This is a genomic window from Prevotella intermedia ATCC 25611 = DSM 20706 (assembly GCF_001953955.1).
Lineage (GTDB): Bacteria > Bacteroidota > Bacteroidia > Bacteroidales > Bacteroidaceae > Prevotella > Prevotella intermedia.
This window is the reverse complement of sequence record NZ_CP019300.1, coordinates 1,508,594-1,526,251: the sequence shown is the minus strand read 5'-3', so window position 1 is coordinate 1,526,251 and position 17,658 is coordinate 1,508,594. Positions and strand designations below refer to the sequence as shown.

At 42.4% G+C, this 17,658-nt stretch carries 13 protein-coding genes; 6 read left to right on the top strand and 7 right to left on the bottom strand.

Annotation, left to right across the window (positions count from 1 at the left end; translation table 11 throughout):
* Window positions 1–18: 18 nt before the first annotated feature.
* Genes BWX39_RS06505 through BWX39_RS06495 form a run of 3 tightly spaced genes read right to left on the bottom strand, consistent with a single transcriptional unit; the run spans window position 19 to window position 3,447 of the window.
* Complete coding sequence (locus tag BWX39_RS06505; protein ID WP_028904980.1) at window positions 19–2,616, bottom strand: golvesin C-terminal-like domain-containing protein; 2,598 nt, start codon at window positions 2,614–2,616, stop codon at window positions 19–21.
* On the bottom strand, window positions 2,613–3,173 hold the full coding sequence (locus BWX39_RS06500) for a 1-acyl-sn-glycerol-3-phosphate acyltransferase (RefSeq protein WP_028904979.1): 561 nt from the start codon (window positions 3,171–3,173) through the stop codon (window positions 2,613–2,615). The genes BWX39_RS06505 and BWX39_RS06500 overlap by 4 nt, the downstream gene beginning before the upstream one ends.
* A gap of 1 nt (window position 3,174) precedes the next feature.
* On the bottom strand, window positions 3,175–3,447 hold the full coding sequence (locus BWX39_RS06495; RefSeq protein WP_014709912.1) for a hypothetical protein: 273 nt from the start codon (window positions 3,445–3,447) through the stop codon (window positions 3,175–3,177).
* A 203-nt stretch (window positions 3,448–3,650) separates the two neighbouring features.
* Here BWX39_RS06495 and BWX39_RS06490 point away from each other — a divergent pair, with 203 nt between their 5' ends.
* On the top strand, window positions 3,651–5,309 hold the full coding sequence (locus tag BWX39_RS06490; protein WP_028904978.1) for a diphosphate--fructose-6-phosphate 1-phosphotransferase: 1,659 nt from the start codon (window positions 3,651–3,653) through the stop codon (window positions 5,307–5,309).
* A 29-nt stretch (window positions 5,310–5,338) separates the two neighbouring features.
* Window positions 5,339–6,211: a glycoside hydrolase family 25 protein gene (locus tag BWX39_RS06485; RefSeq protein WP_028904977.1), complete on the top strand. Its 873-nt coding sequence runs from the start codon at window positions 5,339–5,341 to the stop codon at window positions 6,209–6,211.
* Here BWX39_RS06485 and prmA read toward each other — a convergent pair.
* Window positions 6,138–7,007 (bottom strand): 50S ribosomal protein L11 methyltransferase, encoded by an 870-nt coding sequence (prmA, locus tag BWX39_RS06480; protein ID WP_028904976.1) that lies wholly within the window; start codon window positions 7,005–7,007, stop codon window positions 6,138–6,140. The two genes, BWX39_RS06485 and prmA, sit on opposite strands and share 74 nt — an antisense overlap.
* 631 nt (window positions 7,008–7,638) lie before the next feature.
* Between prmA and BWX39_RS06475 the strand changes: the two genes are divergently transcribed.
* Window positions 7,639–9,954, top strand: a complete 2,316-nt coding sequence (locus BWX39_RS06475) for a transglutaminase domain-containing protein (RefSeq protein WP_370446765.1) — start codon at window positions 7,639–7,641, stop codon at window positions 9,952–9,954.
* A gap of 489 nt (window positions 9,955–10,443) precedes the next feature.
* Here BWX39_RS06475 and BWX39_RS12120 read toward each other — a convergent pair whose 3' ends face one another.
* The 3 genes from BWX39_RS12120 to BWX39_RS06460 are packed head-to-tail and all read right to left on the bottom strand — an operon-like array spanning window position 10,444 to window position 12,667.
* Entirely contained in the window at window positions 10,444–10,581 is a 138-nt protein-coding gene (locus BWX39_RS12120; protein ID WP_154650382.1) for a hypothetical protein, read from the bottom strand.
* 44 nt (window positions 10,582–10,625) lie between these two features.
* Entirely contained in the window at window positions 10,626–11,303 is a 678-nt protein-coding gene (locus BWX39_RS06465) for a copper homeostasis protein CutC (protein ID WP_028904974.1), read from the bottom strand.
* 5 nt (window positions 11,304–11,308) lie between these two features.
* Window positions 11,309–12,667, bottom strand: coding sequence for an alpha-L-fucosidase (locus BWX39_RS06460; protein WP_028904973.1), 1,359 nt, complete (start codon window positions 12,665–12,667; stop codon window positions 11,309–11,311).
* Window positions 12,668–12,908: 241 nt separating this feature from the next.
* Between BWX39_RS06460 and BWX39_RS06455 the strand changes: the two genes are divergently transcribed.
* From BWX39_RS06455 to BWX39_RS06445, 3 genes are all read left to right on the top strand, one after another.
* Window positions 12,909–13,937 carry a hypothetical protein gene (locus BWX39_RS06455; protein ID WP_028904972.1) on the top strand — a complete coding sequence of 343 codons (1,029 nt, stop codon included), beginning with the start codon at window positions 12,909–12,911 and terminating at the stop codon, window positions 13,935–13,937.
* A 60-nt stretch (window positions 13,938–13,997) separates the two neighbouring features.
* Window positions 13,998–15,623, top strand: coding sequence for a PorV/PorQ family protein (locus tag BWX39_RS06450; RefSeq protein ID WP_028904971.1), 1,626 nt, complete (start codon window positions 13,998–14,000; stop codon window positions 15,621–15,623).
* A gap of 748 nt (window positions 15,624–16,371) precedes the next feature.
* Window positions 16,372–17,589 carry an ISL3 family transposase gene (locus BWX39_RS06445; RefSeq protein WP_076123280.1) on the top strand — a complete coding sequence of 406 codons (1,218 nt, stop codon included), beginning with the start codon at window positions 16,372–16,374 and terminating at the stop codon, window positions 17,587–17,589.
* Window positions 17,590–17,658 lie beyond the last annotated feature (69 nt).

The window sequence follows — 17,658 nt, the reverse complement described above, 5'->3', positions numbered from 1 at the left end:
TTCGGTATTGACACCTTGTTAATTCAACAAGTAGGCTATGATGCCTCGCATAATCCTATTGCGTACCTCTCTGTTCTTGATGCATTCGAATGGAAATGCCATAACGAAAGTGCGAAAGTCGGTACCTTTATAGGCTACTGCTGCACTTGTGTTGTCGGCATACGTCATTGCGCTAAATGCAGAACCTGAAGGCTGAAGTATGTCGGGCGAATAAGCACCGTAGTGCTGCTCGTTCATAGTTCTGTATATATCGAATTGTAAACCTAAGCCATTGATAGTCGCATTGTAATTGTTTTGGTTGCTTCCCGCAGCTGAAACCTTAAAGAATCTGGCAAGCCATTCCTGCTCGTTGCTGCTCGTCATATCGGTGGCAAGGTATGCACCGTTTGCAAAAACTCTGCCACCACGGTTTAGATAGTTTGCTATTTGGGTTTGCATATTAGGGCGGAGAGCCTTGTAGAAGTAAAGGCTGTGCCCGTCGTTTTTCTCTAATCCCAACGCCAAGTCTACGAGCGCATACTTTTCAAGTTTGACATAGCCGTTCTCAATTGCTTTGCTTGAACAACTCACAATGTTATATTTACCACTGGTTGCAATTGCTTCGGCGTGCGTTCTCACATAATCGAAGCTGTTGCCTGCTATGAATAGCCCTGCAAGTTCGTCGCCTCCAAAGCCTAAAGCCGAAGGACCTTCCTTGCCGAACTGCGTTCTATCGAAGTTGCTTTGTCTGCCATTCCAGCCCGCAGTTACGCCATAGCTTACCCCTGGGTCAGCTTCGAGGTTGAAACCTTGCTCCGTATCATTGTCAATAATGGCAGGTGAGGAAAGGCGATGGAAACCATTTACTATCAAGATGGTCTGTTTTGCACCTTCTTTATGGTATGCCGACAATACTTCTGTTGGGAAACTCTCTCCTCCGTGGTTGCACGCTGTAACCCTGAAGTTGTACAATACGTTTGGTTCTAATGTTATTTCGTATGAATTACCATTAACATTTATACCGTTGTCGAAGCCGCTTGTGCCTGTTGCCATATATATATTGTACGATGTTGGCTTTGCCGTTGGCTCTAAAGGGTCGTTTACTCCGTTCCACTTCAAGCGCACCTTGTCTTTTGAAACGTATTCTATTCTAAAGTTGTCGGGGGCTAATGGCTGAACAATGTATGGTCTTTTATGAAGCGATGCCGTATAGCGGAGAATGCTTTTGTAAATGGAACGTGCAAGCGTGAACTTAAAATTAGGGTCTTGTCCTAACCTCATATCGCCAAAATTCTGATGCGAAAGTGTCTCTATAATTGCCGATGGGACTTCGGGCAAGCGTGTTTCGCTGTAATTAGCGTCTTTTACGCCACGCGTGTTCCATACTTTCTTGAATGTACCTTCGATGTCTCGCTTTGCATTTGTTACGAGTTGGTTGGCAAAAACTTGAGAAGCATTGCGTGAAAGTCCTGTCCCCAATGTAGGATTTCCTTGTTGTGTAGTACAAATAGACAATGTTCCAACCGTAGTTCCGTCAGCTTTCACGCCAGCATCGCTATGCACGCCTAACGTCAATTCTATTGGAACCCTCAGTCCTTCCTTATTAGGAATATAGGGAGAACCGCCTGCAAGCCAGTTTGTATAAAGCGAACGTGTGTTTATATCGTCGTTGTAATCGTTGGTTCCGTTGCTTTTACTGACTACATTGCGAGGTGCACCAGCCCATTGCGTGTAGTATCTTGCGCCCTCAAGCATGCGGGGCAAGCCACTGACTTGTCCTCCTCGAACAATGTTTCCCATACCGCCACCAAAGCGAACAGCATCTGCGGTAACAAAACCTCTGCGCTTGCTGCGGTTGGTCAGTACTACACGGTTGTAGATATTGCAACCTTTGTCGAATGCGAACGTACCGAGATATACCCAAGTACCGCCTCCCATTTGTTGATTTACGTGGAAACGAGTTTCTTGTCCTTTATGAAAAACAATATATTCAGCGTCGTCTACGCTCTTCTTAACAGTTTTGTAGCTTACATAAACAGCATAGTTTCCGTCTTCGGGAATAATGGGTTGATAGGAAATATGACTGAGTTTGCTGTTTCGTTTCCTTGATTTTATTTGTCGGGCAGAGCCTGCTACGAATGGATTTTCGCTGTCTGCGTATGTACCTTGATGAAATGCGAAGCCTGAACCAATAGCAGCTCCCCATTTCTTTTTATTGTTTACTTCCTGATAAGTAGCTTTACCATTTGCTCTTGGGTTGTCGTTATCCACTATAACTTCCTGTTTCTGCCAATCGCGCTCACGAGGCGAAACAACAACAGCACCTGCATTCTCCAACATTGGGAAAAGGTAGGGAATTACAATGGTTTGTGTGTATAAGTCTTCTGTGGTTCCGAAAAGATTAGGGCGTTGCCATTTCCAGACTCCTTTATTCGCATCGTAATAACGACCATGCGATGACCAAATCGAAAAATGTCTGCCATTCAATCCGTCTGTTATAGTGTTTGGACGAGAAACATTCTCTACCCATGGCTTTCCTTTATATTCAGATTTCCCCCATACTGTTTTATTTGTTTGGGCAAATCCGTTCCAAAAAAATATAGTACACAGTATGAGAGTCAAAAGTTTCTTCATCATTCTTTTATTTCTCCTATGGTAAACAACTCTGGGTGTTTGCCTTTGAAGTCTTTAAAATACAGTTTAATAGTTTTCATATCCTCCTCAATATCTCCACTTGGCACAATAGATTGGTTGCATACAATGGTCTTTTGTTTGTAGTCCAATCCATAAAGAAAGATAGGAATATTAGCTTTTAATGCTATATAATAAAAGCCTTTCTTCCATTCGGGATTTAGTGAACGTGTCCCTTCAGGAGTAATACACAATCCAAAAGAGTCTGCTTTTACCGCATGTTCAGCTAAATGGTCGGTCATACTGGTGTGCTTGCTTCTGAAAACAGGTATGCCTCCCATTCTTTTAAACAATATTCCCAAAGGCCAAAAGAACCACTCTTTCTTCATTAAGAAGTTGCTCTTTATGCCTTCAGCCCTGCTGTAAAGCAGTCCGATAAGGAAGTCCCAGTTGCTAGTGTGTGGAGCAAGGCATATAATAAACTTATCGGGGAAGTCGACAGTTACTTCCTTTTTCCATTTCATACGCTTGTAAAGAAGCCATGAAGCAAGTTTTTTCAGCATATTATACTAAGTTGCAGATTTGGTCAATTATTTCATTTGCTTCTGCATCGAACTTCTCTCTCAAATCTTTGAAATAGTCTTTTGCTTTCATTCCTGGTTCAACGTGTGAAATGCGACCTACGTAATTATTGCGCAAAAGAACAATAGAAGTCAAAAGGGCTTCTATATTTTCTTTGTTCACATTGTCGCCATAGAGCGATGCAGCTATGACTTCTGTAAATAAATCGCCACAAATATAGTTTATTGTGCGCTTTAGATTTCTTTTATTTCCCATTTTTTTGTAGAATTATCTTTCCGTAAACTCACTTTGAAGATTCAAAGATAATATAAAAAAATAGCAAAAACAAATATGTATCAAGAAAATTAGCGTTATTTGTTTATTTTACCATTATTTGTTCCCAATTGTCGTTTTAAAAGATTACTTTTGCATCTATAATATAGATTGTTTCAAAAATAACGTTTAAAAAGAATTAGAGTATGGAAACAAGTGCTTTGCAAAAGGAACGCGCAAGCTATCAGCCAAAACTACCAAAGGCTCTTAAAGGTGCTGTAAAGATTAAAGAAGGAGAACCTACCCAAAGTGTAGATAACCACGAAGAGATAAAGAAATTATTTCCAAATACGTATGGTATGCCTCTTGTTGAGTTCGTACCAGCTGAGAAACAAGAATCTTTTAGAATAAATGTCGGAGTGATTTTGTCAGGCGGACAGGCTCCAGGCGGACACAATGTGATTTCTGGTTTGTACGATGAACTGAAGAAGTTAAACCCTGAAAACCGTCTGTTTGGTTTCCTTATGGGTCCTGGTGGTTTGGTAGATCACAACTATATTGAGATTACCGACGTACTTATGAACAAATATAGAAATACGGGCGGCTTCGATTTGATAGGTTCTGGACGCACCAAATTGGAGAAAGAAGAACAATTTGAGAAAGGATTAGAGATAATTCGAGAGCTCGATATAAAGGCACTTGTCATAGTAGGTGGCGACGACTCAAACACGAATGCCTGTGTACTCGCAGAGTATTATGCAGCCAAGAAGTATGGAGTACAAGTTATCGGTTGTCCAAAAACAATCGATGGCGACTTGAAGAACGACCAAATAGAAACATCGTTTGGCTTCGATACAGCTACCAAGACTTATTCTGAACTGATTGGCAATATTGCGCGCGACTGCAATTCAGCACGTAAGTACTGGCACTTTATTAAGTTGATGGGACGTTCTGCCTCACACATTGCGCTTGAATGTGCTTTGCAAACGCAACCCAATATATGCTTGATTTCAGAGGAAATAGAAGCAAAGGATTTATCATTGAACGATATAGTAGAAGATATTGCAACGGTAGTGGCACGCCGTGCCCATGACGGGCGCAACTATGGCGTGGTGTTGATACCTGAAGGACTTATCGAGTTTATTCCTTCAATCGGCAGACTCATTGAAGAACTGAACGATTTGTTGGCAGAACACGGTAACGATTATAAAGACCTTGACATTGATGCACAGCGAGCTTACATCATTGAACATCTGTCAGAAGGAAACAAAGCTACATTCGAAACTCTCCCAGAAGGTGTTGCGCGCCAATTGTCGCTTGATAGAGACCCACACGGAAACGTACAAGTGTCGCTCATAGAAACCGAGAGACTCATCTCTGATATGGTGGCAATGAAGTTGAACAAGTGGGCTAAACAAGGCAAATACAATGGCACCTTTGCAACATTGCACCACTTCTTGGGCTATGAAGGTCGTTGTGCTGCTCCGTCAAACTTCGATGCAGACTATTGCTATTCGCTCGGAACTTCAGCGGTTCAGCTTATTGCTAACGGGAAAACGGGCTATATGGCAATCATTAAGAACACAACCGAAAAAGCAGAAGACTGGATAGCTGGCGGTGTGCCTATTACGATGATGATGAACATCGAACGCCGTAATGGCGAATTGAAGCCTGTTATTCGCAAAGCATTGGTGGAACTTGATGGGGCACCTTTCAAGGAATTTGTGAAGTTGCGCAGTAAGTGGGCTAAGGAAACAAGCTACATTTACCCTGGTCCTGTTCAGTATTGGGGACCGTCAGATGTTTGCGACCAAACAACGCGAACATTGGCATTGGAACAAGGTAAGGAAGTCTTCGTTTTTTAAACAAGAAACGATGGCATTAAGATAAGGCAATGGATATGTTCAAGACAATCAACCAATTTCGCACAAAATTGCGTGAAATGCCCAAAAGGGTATGGTGGATTGGAGGCATATCCATTGCCTTTATTTATTGCTTTTTGCTTTATTTGTTTTTGGTTGCTCCGTCAGGATTTCGCTGGCGAGCCATTTATGGCGACCCCGAGTATCCCGATGGCTACGAAATACACGGTATAGATATTAGCCACCACCAAGGCAATGTGAATTGGGGACGACTTCGCAATGCGCTCATAGAGCAGTCGCCTTTGCGATTTGTCTTTATGAAATCTACTGAAGGCGACAGCCACGTAGACAGAAACTTCCGTGCAAACTTCGCTAATGCAAAGGAAGCAGGACTTATTCGTGGTGCTTATCATTTCTGGAGCAACAAATCTTCACCCCGTCGTCAGGCTTATTTCTATTTGGCTATGACGCCTTTAGAACCAGGCGACTTGCCCCCTGTGCTGGATATAGAGACAAAACCAACCGACATCAGTACGGAAGAGTTCCAGCAAAACGTTCTTACATGGTTGCATATCATAGAAGATAAGTTCCATGTAAAGCCTATTATTTACACCTATTATAAATTTAAAGACCAATATTTGTCCGATTCTCGCTTTGACGACTATCCTTACTGGATTGCCCACTACTATGTAGACAAGATGGAATATCCTGGCAAATGGCTCTTTTGGCAACATACCGATGCCGGAAAACTGCCAGGCATAAAAGGCTATGTAGACCTTAATATCTTTAATGGGTCTTACTATAACCTGACCCAACTGCTCATTCCCGAACCTAATTCCGATGAAATGTCAAACACGTCCATAAGTGATTCGCTTGGCATTGACTCTTTTTCAGTCCAAGACTAACGGCTTTTTCTTCCAACAAAGCAACGTCTTCTTCGTAGAAACCACTTAGAATCAAGGTTGCTTGGGGCTTCATTGCTTCTACAAAAGCAGGCATATCGGCGAGCAATATGTTACGGTTTATATTCGCAATAACAACATCGAACTTCTCGTCGAAGTCGTTTATAACCTCTCTGTTACCTTCTTTTACTTCAAGCACTACATTGTTGGTTGCAGCGTTTTCTATCGTGTTCCTCACACTCCATTCATCAATGTCGTATCCGCAAACCTTTCTTGCACCGCATTTGCCTGCTACTATCGACAAGATTCCCGTACCGCAGCCACAGTCCAATACGTTTTTCCCTTTTAAATCCATACCCAACAATTGTGCAACAATCATTTGTGTGGTTTCGTGGGTGCCCGAACCAAAAGCCTGCTTAGGGTCTATCCTTATAATTAAAGGGCTATTGCCTTCTGCATTCTCTATCAATGCTTGCGGATTTTCCTCCTTTACACTGCAAATAACGCATCTTTCGTTGATGATAATAGGAGCAAATCCTGCCTTTTCCCATTCTTCGTTCCAGTTCTTATCTTCGGCTTTTTCTACCTTATATTCTATTTTTGTATCGGGTAGAATAAAGTTGGAAATGCCTTCTTTCAATGTTTGTTCGTCGAAAACATCTTCAAGACAATATCCTTTTACCATATCTTCTTCCTCATAAAACGAGTCGCAACCTGCTTCACCTGCCATTGCTACCAAGAGTTCGCGCACTAATTCGGTATCTGGACTAACCTTAAATGTTATTTGTAGGTACTTCATCACAATTTATTTTTATATATTGCAAATGTACAAATAAAATATTTAAATCGGTAAAAAAGGCAATGCATTAATCTGTTTCGCTGCTTTATGAAACTGGCTATATAGCGAACATATTGTAAATATAATTCCGAAGAAAAATGATAGTTTCGATTTGACGTTGCGAAAGCGTAGGTTTTGCGATGCAAAAGAGCCGCTTTTACCGTGCAAAACCTACGCTTTGGGAATGCAAAACAATAGGTTTTGTAGTATGTTGATACAGAGAGAGTTATGTGATAGCTATTCTTGCGAAAAATATTAACACTTTTATTGTTGTCTTTTCCTTTATAAATATAAGGTGGAGAATGTAGGAGAAACAGAATTGAAGTGTTTTTGAAAAAAGATATTATATAATTTTTCTTACTCAATAAAAAAGTGTAATTTTGCCTAAAACAATATTATCTAAATCACTTTGAGCTTATTTCAGGCTCGTCTGAATTTTACTAAAATGAGAAAAAACATTCTATTTTTGCTGGCATTAGCCTTTTGTTGGAGTGGTGGTAGCAGTGCAAGCAATCTTTGCAATCGTCAGAAAGGAGATGTAAAGACGGCTGTAAAACCTGAAACAAATTATTTGAATTTCCTTTATAAGTACATGGCTTTGCCCGACAAAACCGATTATAGCAAAGCTTTTTACGAGGAAAACATTGCGCTGACATTGCAGGCACGCCGTGAAATGCCGTGGGGAAAGACCATTCCCGAACGCGAGTTTAAACATTTTGTGCTGCCTGTTCGTGTGAACAACGAGAACTTGGACGAAAGCCGCAAAGTGTTTTACGCAGAACTAAAGAACCGTGTGAAGCATCTTTCGATGAAAGATGCAATCTTGGAAGTGAACCATTGGTGCCACGAAAAAGTTACCTATCGTCCGACTGATGGCCGCACAAGCAGTCCGTTGGCTTCGGTTTGCACGGCATACGGCAGATGTGGCGAAGAGAGTACCTTCCTCGTTGCCGCTCTCAGGTCGGTTGGCATACCTGCCCGACAAGTGTATACGCCACGTTGGGCGCATACCGACGATAATCACGCATGGGTAGAAGCGTGGGCAGACGGTAAATGGTATTTCCTCGGAGCGTGCGAGCCTGAGCCTATTCTTAACTTAGGTTGGTTCAACGAAAGTGCCTCTCGTGGTATGCTTATGCACACGAAAGTGTTTGGCGATTACGATGGTCCTGAAGAAGTAATGAGCAAGACTCCGCTCTACACGGAGATAAATGTAATCAGCAATTATGCGCCTACGGCAGAGGTAAAAGTAGTAGTTGTAGACGAAAACGGCAAGCGTGTGAAAGGCGCAAAGGTGGAATTTAAACTCTACAACTATGCCGAATTTTACTCTGTTGCAAAGAAAACAACCAACGACAACGGTGTGGCTACGCTTACAGCAGGTAAGGGCGATATGATAGTCTGGGCATCTAAAGACGGCAAGGTAGGCATTGACAAGGTTTCGTTTGGCAAGACCAAGGAACTGCGCCTTGTGTTAAAGCGCAACGGATTGCCTCAAACAAAGACTTGGGACATTACGCCACCATCGATAAGCACTGTTCTTCCGAATGTTACCGATGCACAACGAGCAGAAAATACAAAGCGTTTAGCTTACGAAGACTCTATCCGTCAGGCATACGAAGCTACGATGAAAGACAAGTCGCGTGGCAATTATGCAACCATTCAGACTTTCTTGCGCGAGGCGAAGAATAAGGAAATGGCACAGCGTCTGTTAGATGTTATTTCGGAAAAAGACCTTCGCGACGTGCAGTTAGAGGTGTTGAAAGACCACGAAGTTGCCGAAACAAACACTTCGGAACTCTATTGCAAGTACGTAATGAACCCTCGTATAGAAATAGAATGGCTATCGCCTTATCGCCATTTCTTGGCAGAAAAGATGGCAAATATAAAGACTCCGCAAGCTCTTATAGCGTGGTGTAAGTCGAACATCGTAATTGATGAGACCCACAACCCACAACGATTGCGTATGCTGCCTATGAGTGTTTGGCGCGAAAAGAAAACCGACAAGTTGGGTAGGGCAATCTTCTTTGTAGCTGCTGCCCGCAGTTTAGGTTTCCCTGCACGCATCAATGAAATCAACGGAAAACTGCAATACAATGCCAACGGTGCTTGGGTAGATGTGGAATTTGACGGCAAACAGGCTGAAAAGAGTGTGCCAAAGGGTAAGTTGTTGTTAGCATACAAGCCGACAAAGTATAACGATAACCCTAAATATTACAGCCATTTCACGTTGAGTAAAATAGAAAATGGTGTTGCACAGCTTCTTACTTATCCAGAAGATGCTACGTGGAAAGCCGACTTTGAGAAAGGTGCTGAATTAGAAGAAGGCACCTATATGCTCATTACGGGTACACGTATGGCAAGCGGACAGGTGTTGGCTGAAACCCATTTGTTCACGATAAAGGCTGGCGGAGAAACACGTTTGCCGTTCACGATGCGCGAAAGCGAAGATGCTGTGCAGGTGATTGGCAGTTTCAATGCCGAAGACATCTACCACGATATGGCGACCAACACCGACAAGAGCTTGTTGTCTACGGCAGGCAGAGGCTACTATATGGTGGGCATTGTTGCACCAAACCAAGAACCAACCAACCATACCTTGCGCGACATCAGCACCTATAAGGCGCAGTTTGAGAAGTGGGGACGCAAGATGATTTTCCTTTTTGAAGATGCCGACCATCTGTCTCGCTTCAATTTCAAGGAGTTCGACAACCTTCCTTCTAACGTTGTATGGGGCACAGATGTTGATAAGAAGATTGTAAGCGAAATACGCGAGCAAATGAAACTAACAAGTCCGTCGCTCCCAATATTCCTGATTTGCGATAGCTTCAATCGTGTTGTATATATTCAACAAGGCTATACAATTAATATAGGTGAGCAGATTTTGAAAGTTATAGGAAAGTTGTAAGCACAGCTAAAATAGCCAAAGTGCTATCAAGAATAACGCCCATCTTGCCATTCAACAGCAAGATGGGCGTTTTGCGTATGCCTTGTGGCGAACGTGAGTTGGTGTAAGAATTATGCAGGTATATTATTTATAAGATACTTTAATATGCCTATAATCAAAAAGAAGTGCAGTATCTTCGACTAATTCTTACACCAAACTCACGTTATTTTATGAGCAAAAAGAAGGTAATAGATGTGTAAATATTTTTCGCAAGCATATCTATTGTGTAACTCTTTATACATCAGTGAATTACAAAACCTATTGTTTTGCGTTCCAAAAGCGGCTGTTTTGCACGGTAAAAGCGTAGGTTTTGCATCGCAAAAGAGCCGCTTTCGCAATGTCAAAGCGCAGTTATCACTTTTTAACAGAATTATCTTTACAAAGTTAAACAGAAAAGCTCTCATTATTTCAACAGGAGGCTTGCTAAAGAATATCTACAAGATTACTTGCTTAACCTGCTTTGGCAACGTTATTGTGGCGTATCAGCAACACTACAACAAACCGCTCTGCAATAACATTGCAGAGCGGTTTCAGTAGATTGATAGTGGTAGAAGAGGAGGCTATGCCCACTTTTTCGCAGATGAACAACTGCTGTTTAACAGTGTTGTATTCAATAGTTTAAGTTGCTTTGACTACTTTATTTCTTGAAGAATCTGTGCCACTACTTCGGTAAGCGTTTCTTTTCTGCCGTTTTCTGCTATTCCCGATGCCGACCCGTGTATCTCGGTAGCCCCTGTTTCTGCGAGTATCTTTTTAGCATTCAGAGGCGTAACGCCGCCGCCTGGCAAGATGGTCATACGTCCTTCAGTGTGCTTTACATATTCTTTCAATGCAGGTATGCCTGCTTCGGCAGTAGGGGTTTGTCCCGATGTCAGTACACGTGTGCAGTGTAGTGCTGCAAGTTCGTCGAGTGCTTTCAGTGGGTTTCTGCAAACATCGAAAGCACGGTGAAACGTAAATGGCTTTCCTTCGCAGGCGTCAATCAGTCGGCGTGTGGTTGCAATGTCTATGTCGCCATCTGCGGTTAGTGCTCCGCAAACAATCGCATCGGCGTATGGAAGCACGGCTTTAATGTCGGTTTCCATTGCCTTGACTTCCTCTTCGGTGTAACAGAAATCGCCTTCACGCACTCTGATAAGTGCGTGAATGGTGAGTTCAGGAAACAGTGTGCGCACCGTTTTTATAAGTCCCAACGATGGTGTCAGTCCGTCAAGCGAGAGGGCAGAACAAAGTTCTATGCGCTGTGCTCCGCCCTTTACGGCGTTCATAACGCTTTGCAGGCTTCCTGTGCAAACTTCTAATATCGGCATAATCGTTATTTCTCTATTTCTATTACATAATCTACGACGTTCTTATGGTTGTCGATGTGGACGGTAAGTGTTTTTGTTTTTTTGTCGTAACTGTGCGAAAGTGGCTGGCGAGAAATGAAGTCGATAACGCGTTTAGGCTTTGCCGAGAATGCGCACGAAATGGTTTCAGCGTCTTGTTTAAATATGTGTAGGTAGGTTTTCTTGCCCTTTGATGTGCTCACACCCCAATCGGCTTCTGCCACATCGCCTGCCATTGTTTCGTAAATGGTTTCTCCATACTGTTGCAACCATTTGCCAATGCCTTGCAAACGGTCGAGTGCAAGCGCAGGAAGTTCGCCGTTTGGCTGTGGACCGATGTTGAGCAAGAGGTTGCTTCCCTTAGCTGCCGAACGCACGAGGAGTTCTATAAGTTGGTTGGTTGATTTGTAATTGATGTCTGAAACCTTGTATCCCCACATGCCATTCATCGTCTGGCAGGCTTCGAGAGGTAGGCGACTGATAGCCTGACCAGACAGTCCTGCCTTGTTTTCGCCAGGTAAATCGCGCTCAAACATTTGGAAATCCTCACCGTCTATTGGCGTTATGTGGTGGTTATTGCCTATCAAGCAGGCAGGCTGAATATCGTGAATGTAACGGTAGAACTCTTCCATACGCCAATCGAACGGAATACTGTCGCTGTCGTGGTCCCAATAACCGTCCAACCAAATAGCACCCACTTTGCCGTAGTTGTGGAGCAATTCGCTTACTTGTCCTTTCATAAAGTTGAAGTAAGTATCGTAGTTGGGCTTTAGGTTTCTGCCTGTGTAGAGACCTGTTCTGCCGATGGGATAGTCCTCGCGTATCCAATCGAGAATAGAATAATATATGTGCAGGTCTATATCTTGCTTATGGCAGGCATCGGCAAGTTCTTTCAGCACATCACGCTTGAAGGGTGTTGCGTCTACGATATTGTAGTTGCTTTCCTTCGTTTTGAACATTGAGAAGCTGTCGTGGTGGCGCGATGTGAAAGTAATATACTTTGCTCCAGAGTCCTTAATGGCACTTACCCAAGCATTGGCATCGAAATACGATGGATAGAAAGCCGATGCAGCCTTGGCGTATTCGTCTTTGTTTATTTTGCCGTTCAAGTACCATTCGCCTTGTGCAAAGGTGCTGTAAATGCCCCAATGCAGGAATATTCCGAAGCGAAATCCTTCAAACCTCTTGCGTGCTGCAAGGTTTTCAGCAGTAGGAACGTACTTTTCGGGAACACTTGGAGGTGTTAGTAACCGATTGTTTCTTTCTTGTTGTTGGCCGTTTGTTTGTGCAAAGATGGGTGTTGTCAATGCAATGCCTAATAACGATGTAGTAATTATTCTTTTCATGTCTATTTCTTATGATTGTGCAAATATACTTAAAATGTTTGAAATGCGTGCAATGAAAATGTCTCTTTGTGCTTTACAATATGACTTCAAGAAGTATTGAAACACTCAAAAAATAGGGAAAAACCTATATTAAGTTAGGGAAAATCCGTATATTTGCACAATAAGATGTAGTATTTTTGCATCAGATGGAAAAGAAAACAGAAGGAAAACAGATATTAAAGAAAGAGATGGAGGTAATAATATGAAAAAGTTAGTTCTACTTTCAGTTATGGCTCTTGCCTTACCAACAGCCTTGTTGGCGCAAGACGATGTGTATTTCACACCGTCGAAAGAGTCGGTTCGTGAGTATAAAGATGCTCAGAAAACTCACCGATACGCTTATTACAGTGGCATAAGCAAGTCGGACAACGAATACAACCGTAGGAATGCGTTGGATAAAGCCTATAGAAAAATAGGTCAAGACTCGTTAGGAAACGATATTGTACAGTATAAAACTCAAGACGGTGTATATCGAATAGATACGATTTATCAGTTCGACCGCTATTTTGAGAATACCGAAGACGACTTCGCATATAGCCGTCGGTTAGGTAGATTTGACGATTTCTACGGCTATTACAGCCCTTGGTACTATGACTATCCGCATTATGGCTTCCGTTATTCGTACAGAAGCTGGAGTCCATGGTACTGGGGTTACTACGATCCGTGGTATATGGACTATTACGATCCTTGGTATTACCGTTACCGCAGTGGCTGGTATGACCCTTGGGGGTACGGCTATTACGGTTGGGGATACCCTTACTACTATTACGGTTACGCAAGACCTTACATCAGATACAACTACGCTGGAGGACACTCGGGTACGGCTAACCATTGGGGTGGTGCATACGGCGGCAGCTTTGGAAGCAGAGGCTCTGTCTATAACGGACAACCTCGTAATGTCGATTCTCCACGTTCGTTCGGTAATATGAACGCACGCAGTGGTCAGTTTGGCAACTCAAGAAACCGAGTTGTGATTGAAAGGAATAGCTCTTCTAACAACAGAGGCAACAGTTTTGGCACGCTTTCTCGCGACAGAAAGTCTGAAATATCGCCAAGAAGAGAATTATTTGATAACAGAAACTCGTTCGGCAACCAACGTGAAACACCCCGTAACTACAACCCGAGCCCATCAAGAGGTCCTTCACACTCGGTAGGCGGTGGCAGTTTCGGTGGTTCACGCAGTGGTGGCGGTTCACATACGGGTGGCGGCGGCTTCGGTGGTCGTAGATAATAAATCTTGCTTTTTATAATAGAAAAGTTAGTTTAACAGGTCAAAAACAGAAATATAATTATGAAAATACATCATTATTTGCTTGCAGCAACATTGTTTTCGTTGCCTGCAGCAGCACAGGAAACATACGAGAACGCTCGTTTGACGGGCAACGACCTTCACGGTACAGCCCGCTATGTAGGTATGGGTGGAGCAATGGAAGCCTTAGGAGCTGATATTTCTACCATAGGAACCAACCCTGCAGGTGTCGGTTTGTTCCGTCGCAATACGCTTTCGGTGAGCGGTGGCTTGCTTATGCAGACCAACGGCAAGGAGTTTGCCAACGGTAAAAAGACCAATACAAGTTTCGACCAGATAGGTTTTGTATATTCAACACGTGCGTCTTACCGTTCAAATATAAACTTTGGATTCAATTACAGCAAGGGTAAGAACTTCGACTATATACTGAATGCAAGCGGCAGATTAGGAAACGGTTCGCAAAACCACCAGTCTTACTTGAAGCACGTGCTTGGTTCGGAAAGCTATGGCGGCTTTGACGTTCGCAAGAAGAATAATCTATATACAGGTTTCGTAGACCCCAAGAGCAACAATGTTTCGTGGACGTGGAGCCAATTAGACTATTTGTACTTCAACACGCTGTTGCCAAACGCAAAGAAAGAGGGCGACTTCAAGAGCTATCTTGCCGATTCGTATGTCTTTGATAAGGCAAATACAGGCTATATAGGTAATTATGACTTCAATATCAGTGGTAGCATTGAAGACCGAGTGTACCTTGGTGTAACCTTCGGATTGAAGGACGTGAACTACGAATCAGAAAGCAGATACGCCGAAAAGCTGTCTAACGGAGTTGGCGATGTAACGGTTCGCGACATTCGTCGTATTACCGGTACAGGTTTCGACCTTACCGCAGGTATTATTGTGCGCCCAGCATTGGAATCTCCTTTCCGCTTTGGTGCATACCTGAAGACTCCTACTTGGTATGATTTGACTACCGAAAATACAACCCGTATTGACAGAAACACCAACACCGGTGGCAAGAACGACTGGGGCGAAGTGCCTAACAAATACGATTATAAGATGTGGACACCTTGGAAGTTTGGTGTTTCGCTCGGCCATACTGTGGGCAACTACCTTGCATTGGGCTTGACATACGAGTACGAAGACCACGCTTCAACCAACACACGCATAAACGATGGAGGCTATTACGATGGACTTTACGACGAGTATTTTGAAACTTCATCGCCCGATAAAGGTATGAACAAGCACACCGAGCAAGCCTTGCAAGGGGTAAGTACATTGAAGATGGGTGCCGAATTTAAACCAACAAACGATTTCGCACTGCGTTTAGGTTACAACTACATTAGTCCTAAGTACAACAAGGACGCACAAAAAGACCCAACGGTTGTATCTCCTGGCAGTAGCTATTCGTCTGCAACCGACTTCGTTAATTGGGAAGCAACCAATCGATTTACATTCGGTGTAGGCTATCAAGTGAACAAATTCAACATCGATTTGGCTTATCAATACAGCGCACAGAAGGGAACTTTCTATCCTTTCTCTACGATGAACTTCGATGTAAAAGACACTGCAACAGGTAAAACCACATCGTATTCCAACGAAGCAGCTGGAACAAAGGTTGATAACAATAAAGGACAAATCTTATTGACAGTGGGATACCGCTTCTAAAGAAACTATATTACACATAATATAAATAAAGGCACGGCAAGTACATTTCGTATTTGTCGTGCTTTTTTTATTGGGTAGTTTTAACATATTCAGGGGGCGGAAATAAAGCGAAAATGCTGTAAATATTTTTCGCAAGCGTGATTGTTGTTTAACCACCTCATAATCAAGGTGTTGTAAAACCTATTGTTTCGCGTTCCAAAAGCGTAGGTTTTGCACGGTAAAAGCGGCTCTTTTGCATCGCAAAACCTACGCTTTTGCAATGTCAAAACGCAATTGCCACTTTTTAATAAAACTATCTTTACAAAATCATAGTGATTTTTATGTCAAATCGCTGTTACATTGCAGGGGCGTGATTGAGTACGTTTCTTATACCTAACGTGAGTTCGATATAAGAATTAAATGAAAATATTCCGTTTCTTTTTGATTATAAGTATATTAAGTCATTGTCTATTCTTCTTAAAATGGACTTGATTAGATAAAATACCTCACTGCATCTCTTTTAAGTGGTAATAAATACTCGAATTATAAGATTATTTCTTTATTTTGGGTTTATTAAATCTCTAAATGCCTTATAGATAATATATTGGAGAAATTTCTTATATCGAACTCACGTTATACCTACATTGCAATTTCTTGGGTGTTAGGAACGTGTTAAATCGGTTCATCGCATAATTGCGTTGGTTTGTTTAGATTATCACATAAAATAGACTCACATTTCATATCTTTGTAGAGACCAACCTATCAAGAAATGAATGCAAGCCTATTAAACCATCTTCAGGGTGTCAAGGACTATACCTTCAGCGGTTCTGTCTACAAAGATAAGCGATTATTTTTAAACTTATTCTATAATCCCAAAGGATTTTGTCATTGTCCTAATTGTCGTAGCCGTAAACTAATCAAATACGGAAAGGTCCATCGTGATATCCGTGCTTTACCAGTAGGCTCAACTCCTACGATACTTCATTTGACCCTTCAGCGTTACCAATGCAAGAAATGTCACCATGTCTTTCAGTCCAGAATACCGTTTACCAACGGAGAGGCAAGTTATACAAAGAAGTTTCAGGCTTATATCCTGGACCTTTTACGCCTTGGTCTTACAATCAGTGCGGTGGCAAGGCATCTGAGGATAAACTGGCATGTTGTAAAAGATATCCACAAGGCTCATCTGCACAAACACTACCGCAATCCCAATCTGAAAGGATTAAGATGCATAGGCATAGACGAGTTCGCTGTCCATAAGGGTCAGATTTATAAGACAATAGTCGTTGACCACGAAACAGGACGTATAGTATATGTAGGCAATGGGAGGTCAAAGGAGGCCTTGGCAAAATTCTGGAGGAGAGTAAAGAGATTGAAAGTAAAGATAGAAGTTGTAAGCTCAGACCTCTCCGCCGCATTCATTTCCTCAGTAGGGCAAAATGCTCCCGACGCGATACATGTATATGATAGGTTCCATATCGTACAGCTCGTAGCTCAAGCGATGGACAAGACCAGACGCTCCGTATATAAGCAAACCACTGATATGGAACAGAGGAAGGTCATAAAAGGTAATAGATGGATACTGCTGAGGAAGGAACCTGAAAAATCAGACAAGAAGTATAAGAAGAGATTGGATAATATATTAGAAACAAACAAACCCTTAGCCACTGCATATTACCTGTATGAGGACATAGATCAGATATGGATGCAGAAAAACAAGGAAGAGGCTCTGAGACAATTAGAGTATTGGTGCAGACAGGCACAAGAGAGTAAGCTCTATTGTTTCAAGAAGGCTGCGGCTTCACTCATGGCCAGAAGAACTGGAATATCAGCATGGTATGATTACCAAATATCCAATGCAAGAGTCGAAGGAATAAACAATAAGATAAAAATGATAAAGAGAAAGGCATATGGATTTAGAGATGAGAAATACTTCGAGTTAATCTTGCTCGGATTATATGATGAAACCAACGCAATTATGCGATGAACCGCGAAAGCGGCTCTTTTGCGATGCAAAACCTACGCTTTTACCGTGCAAAAGAGCCGCTTTTAGAGT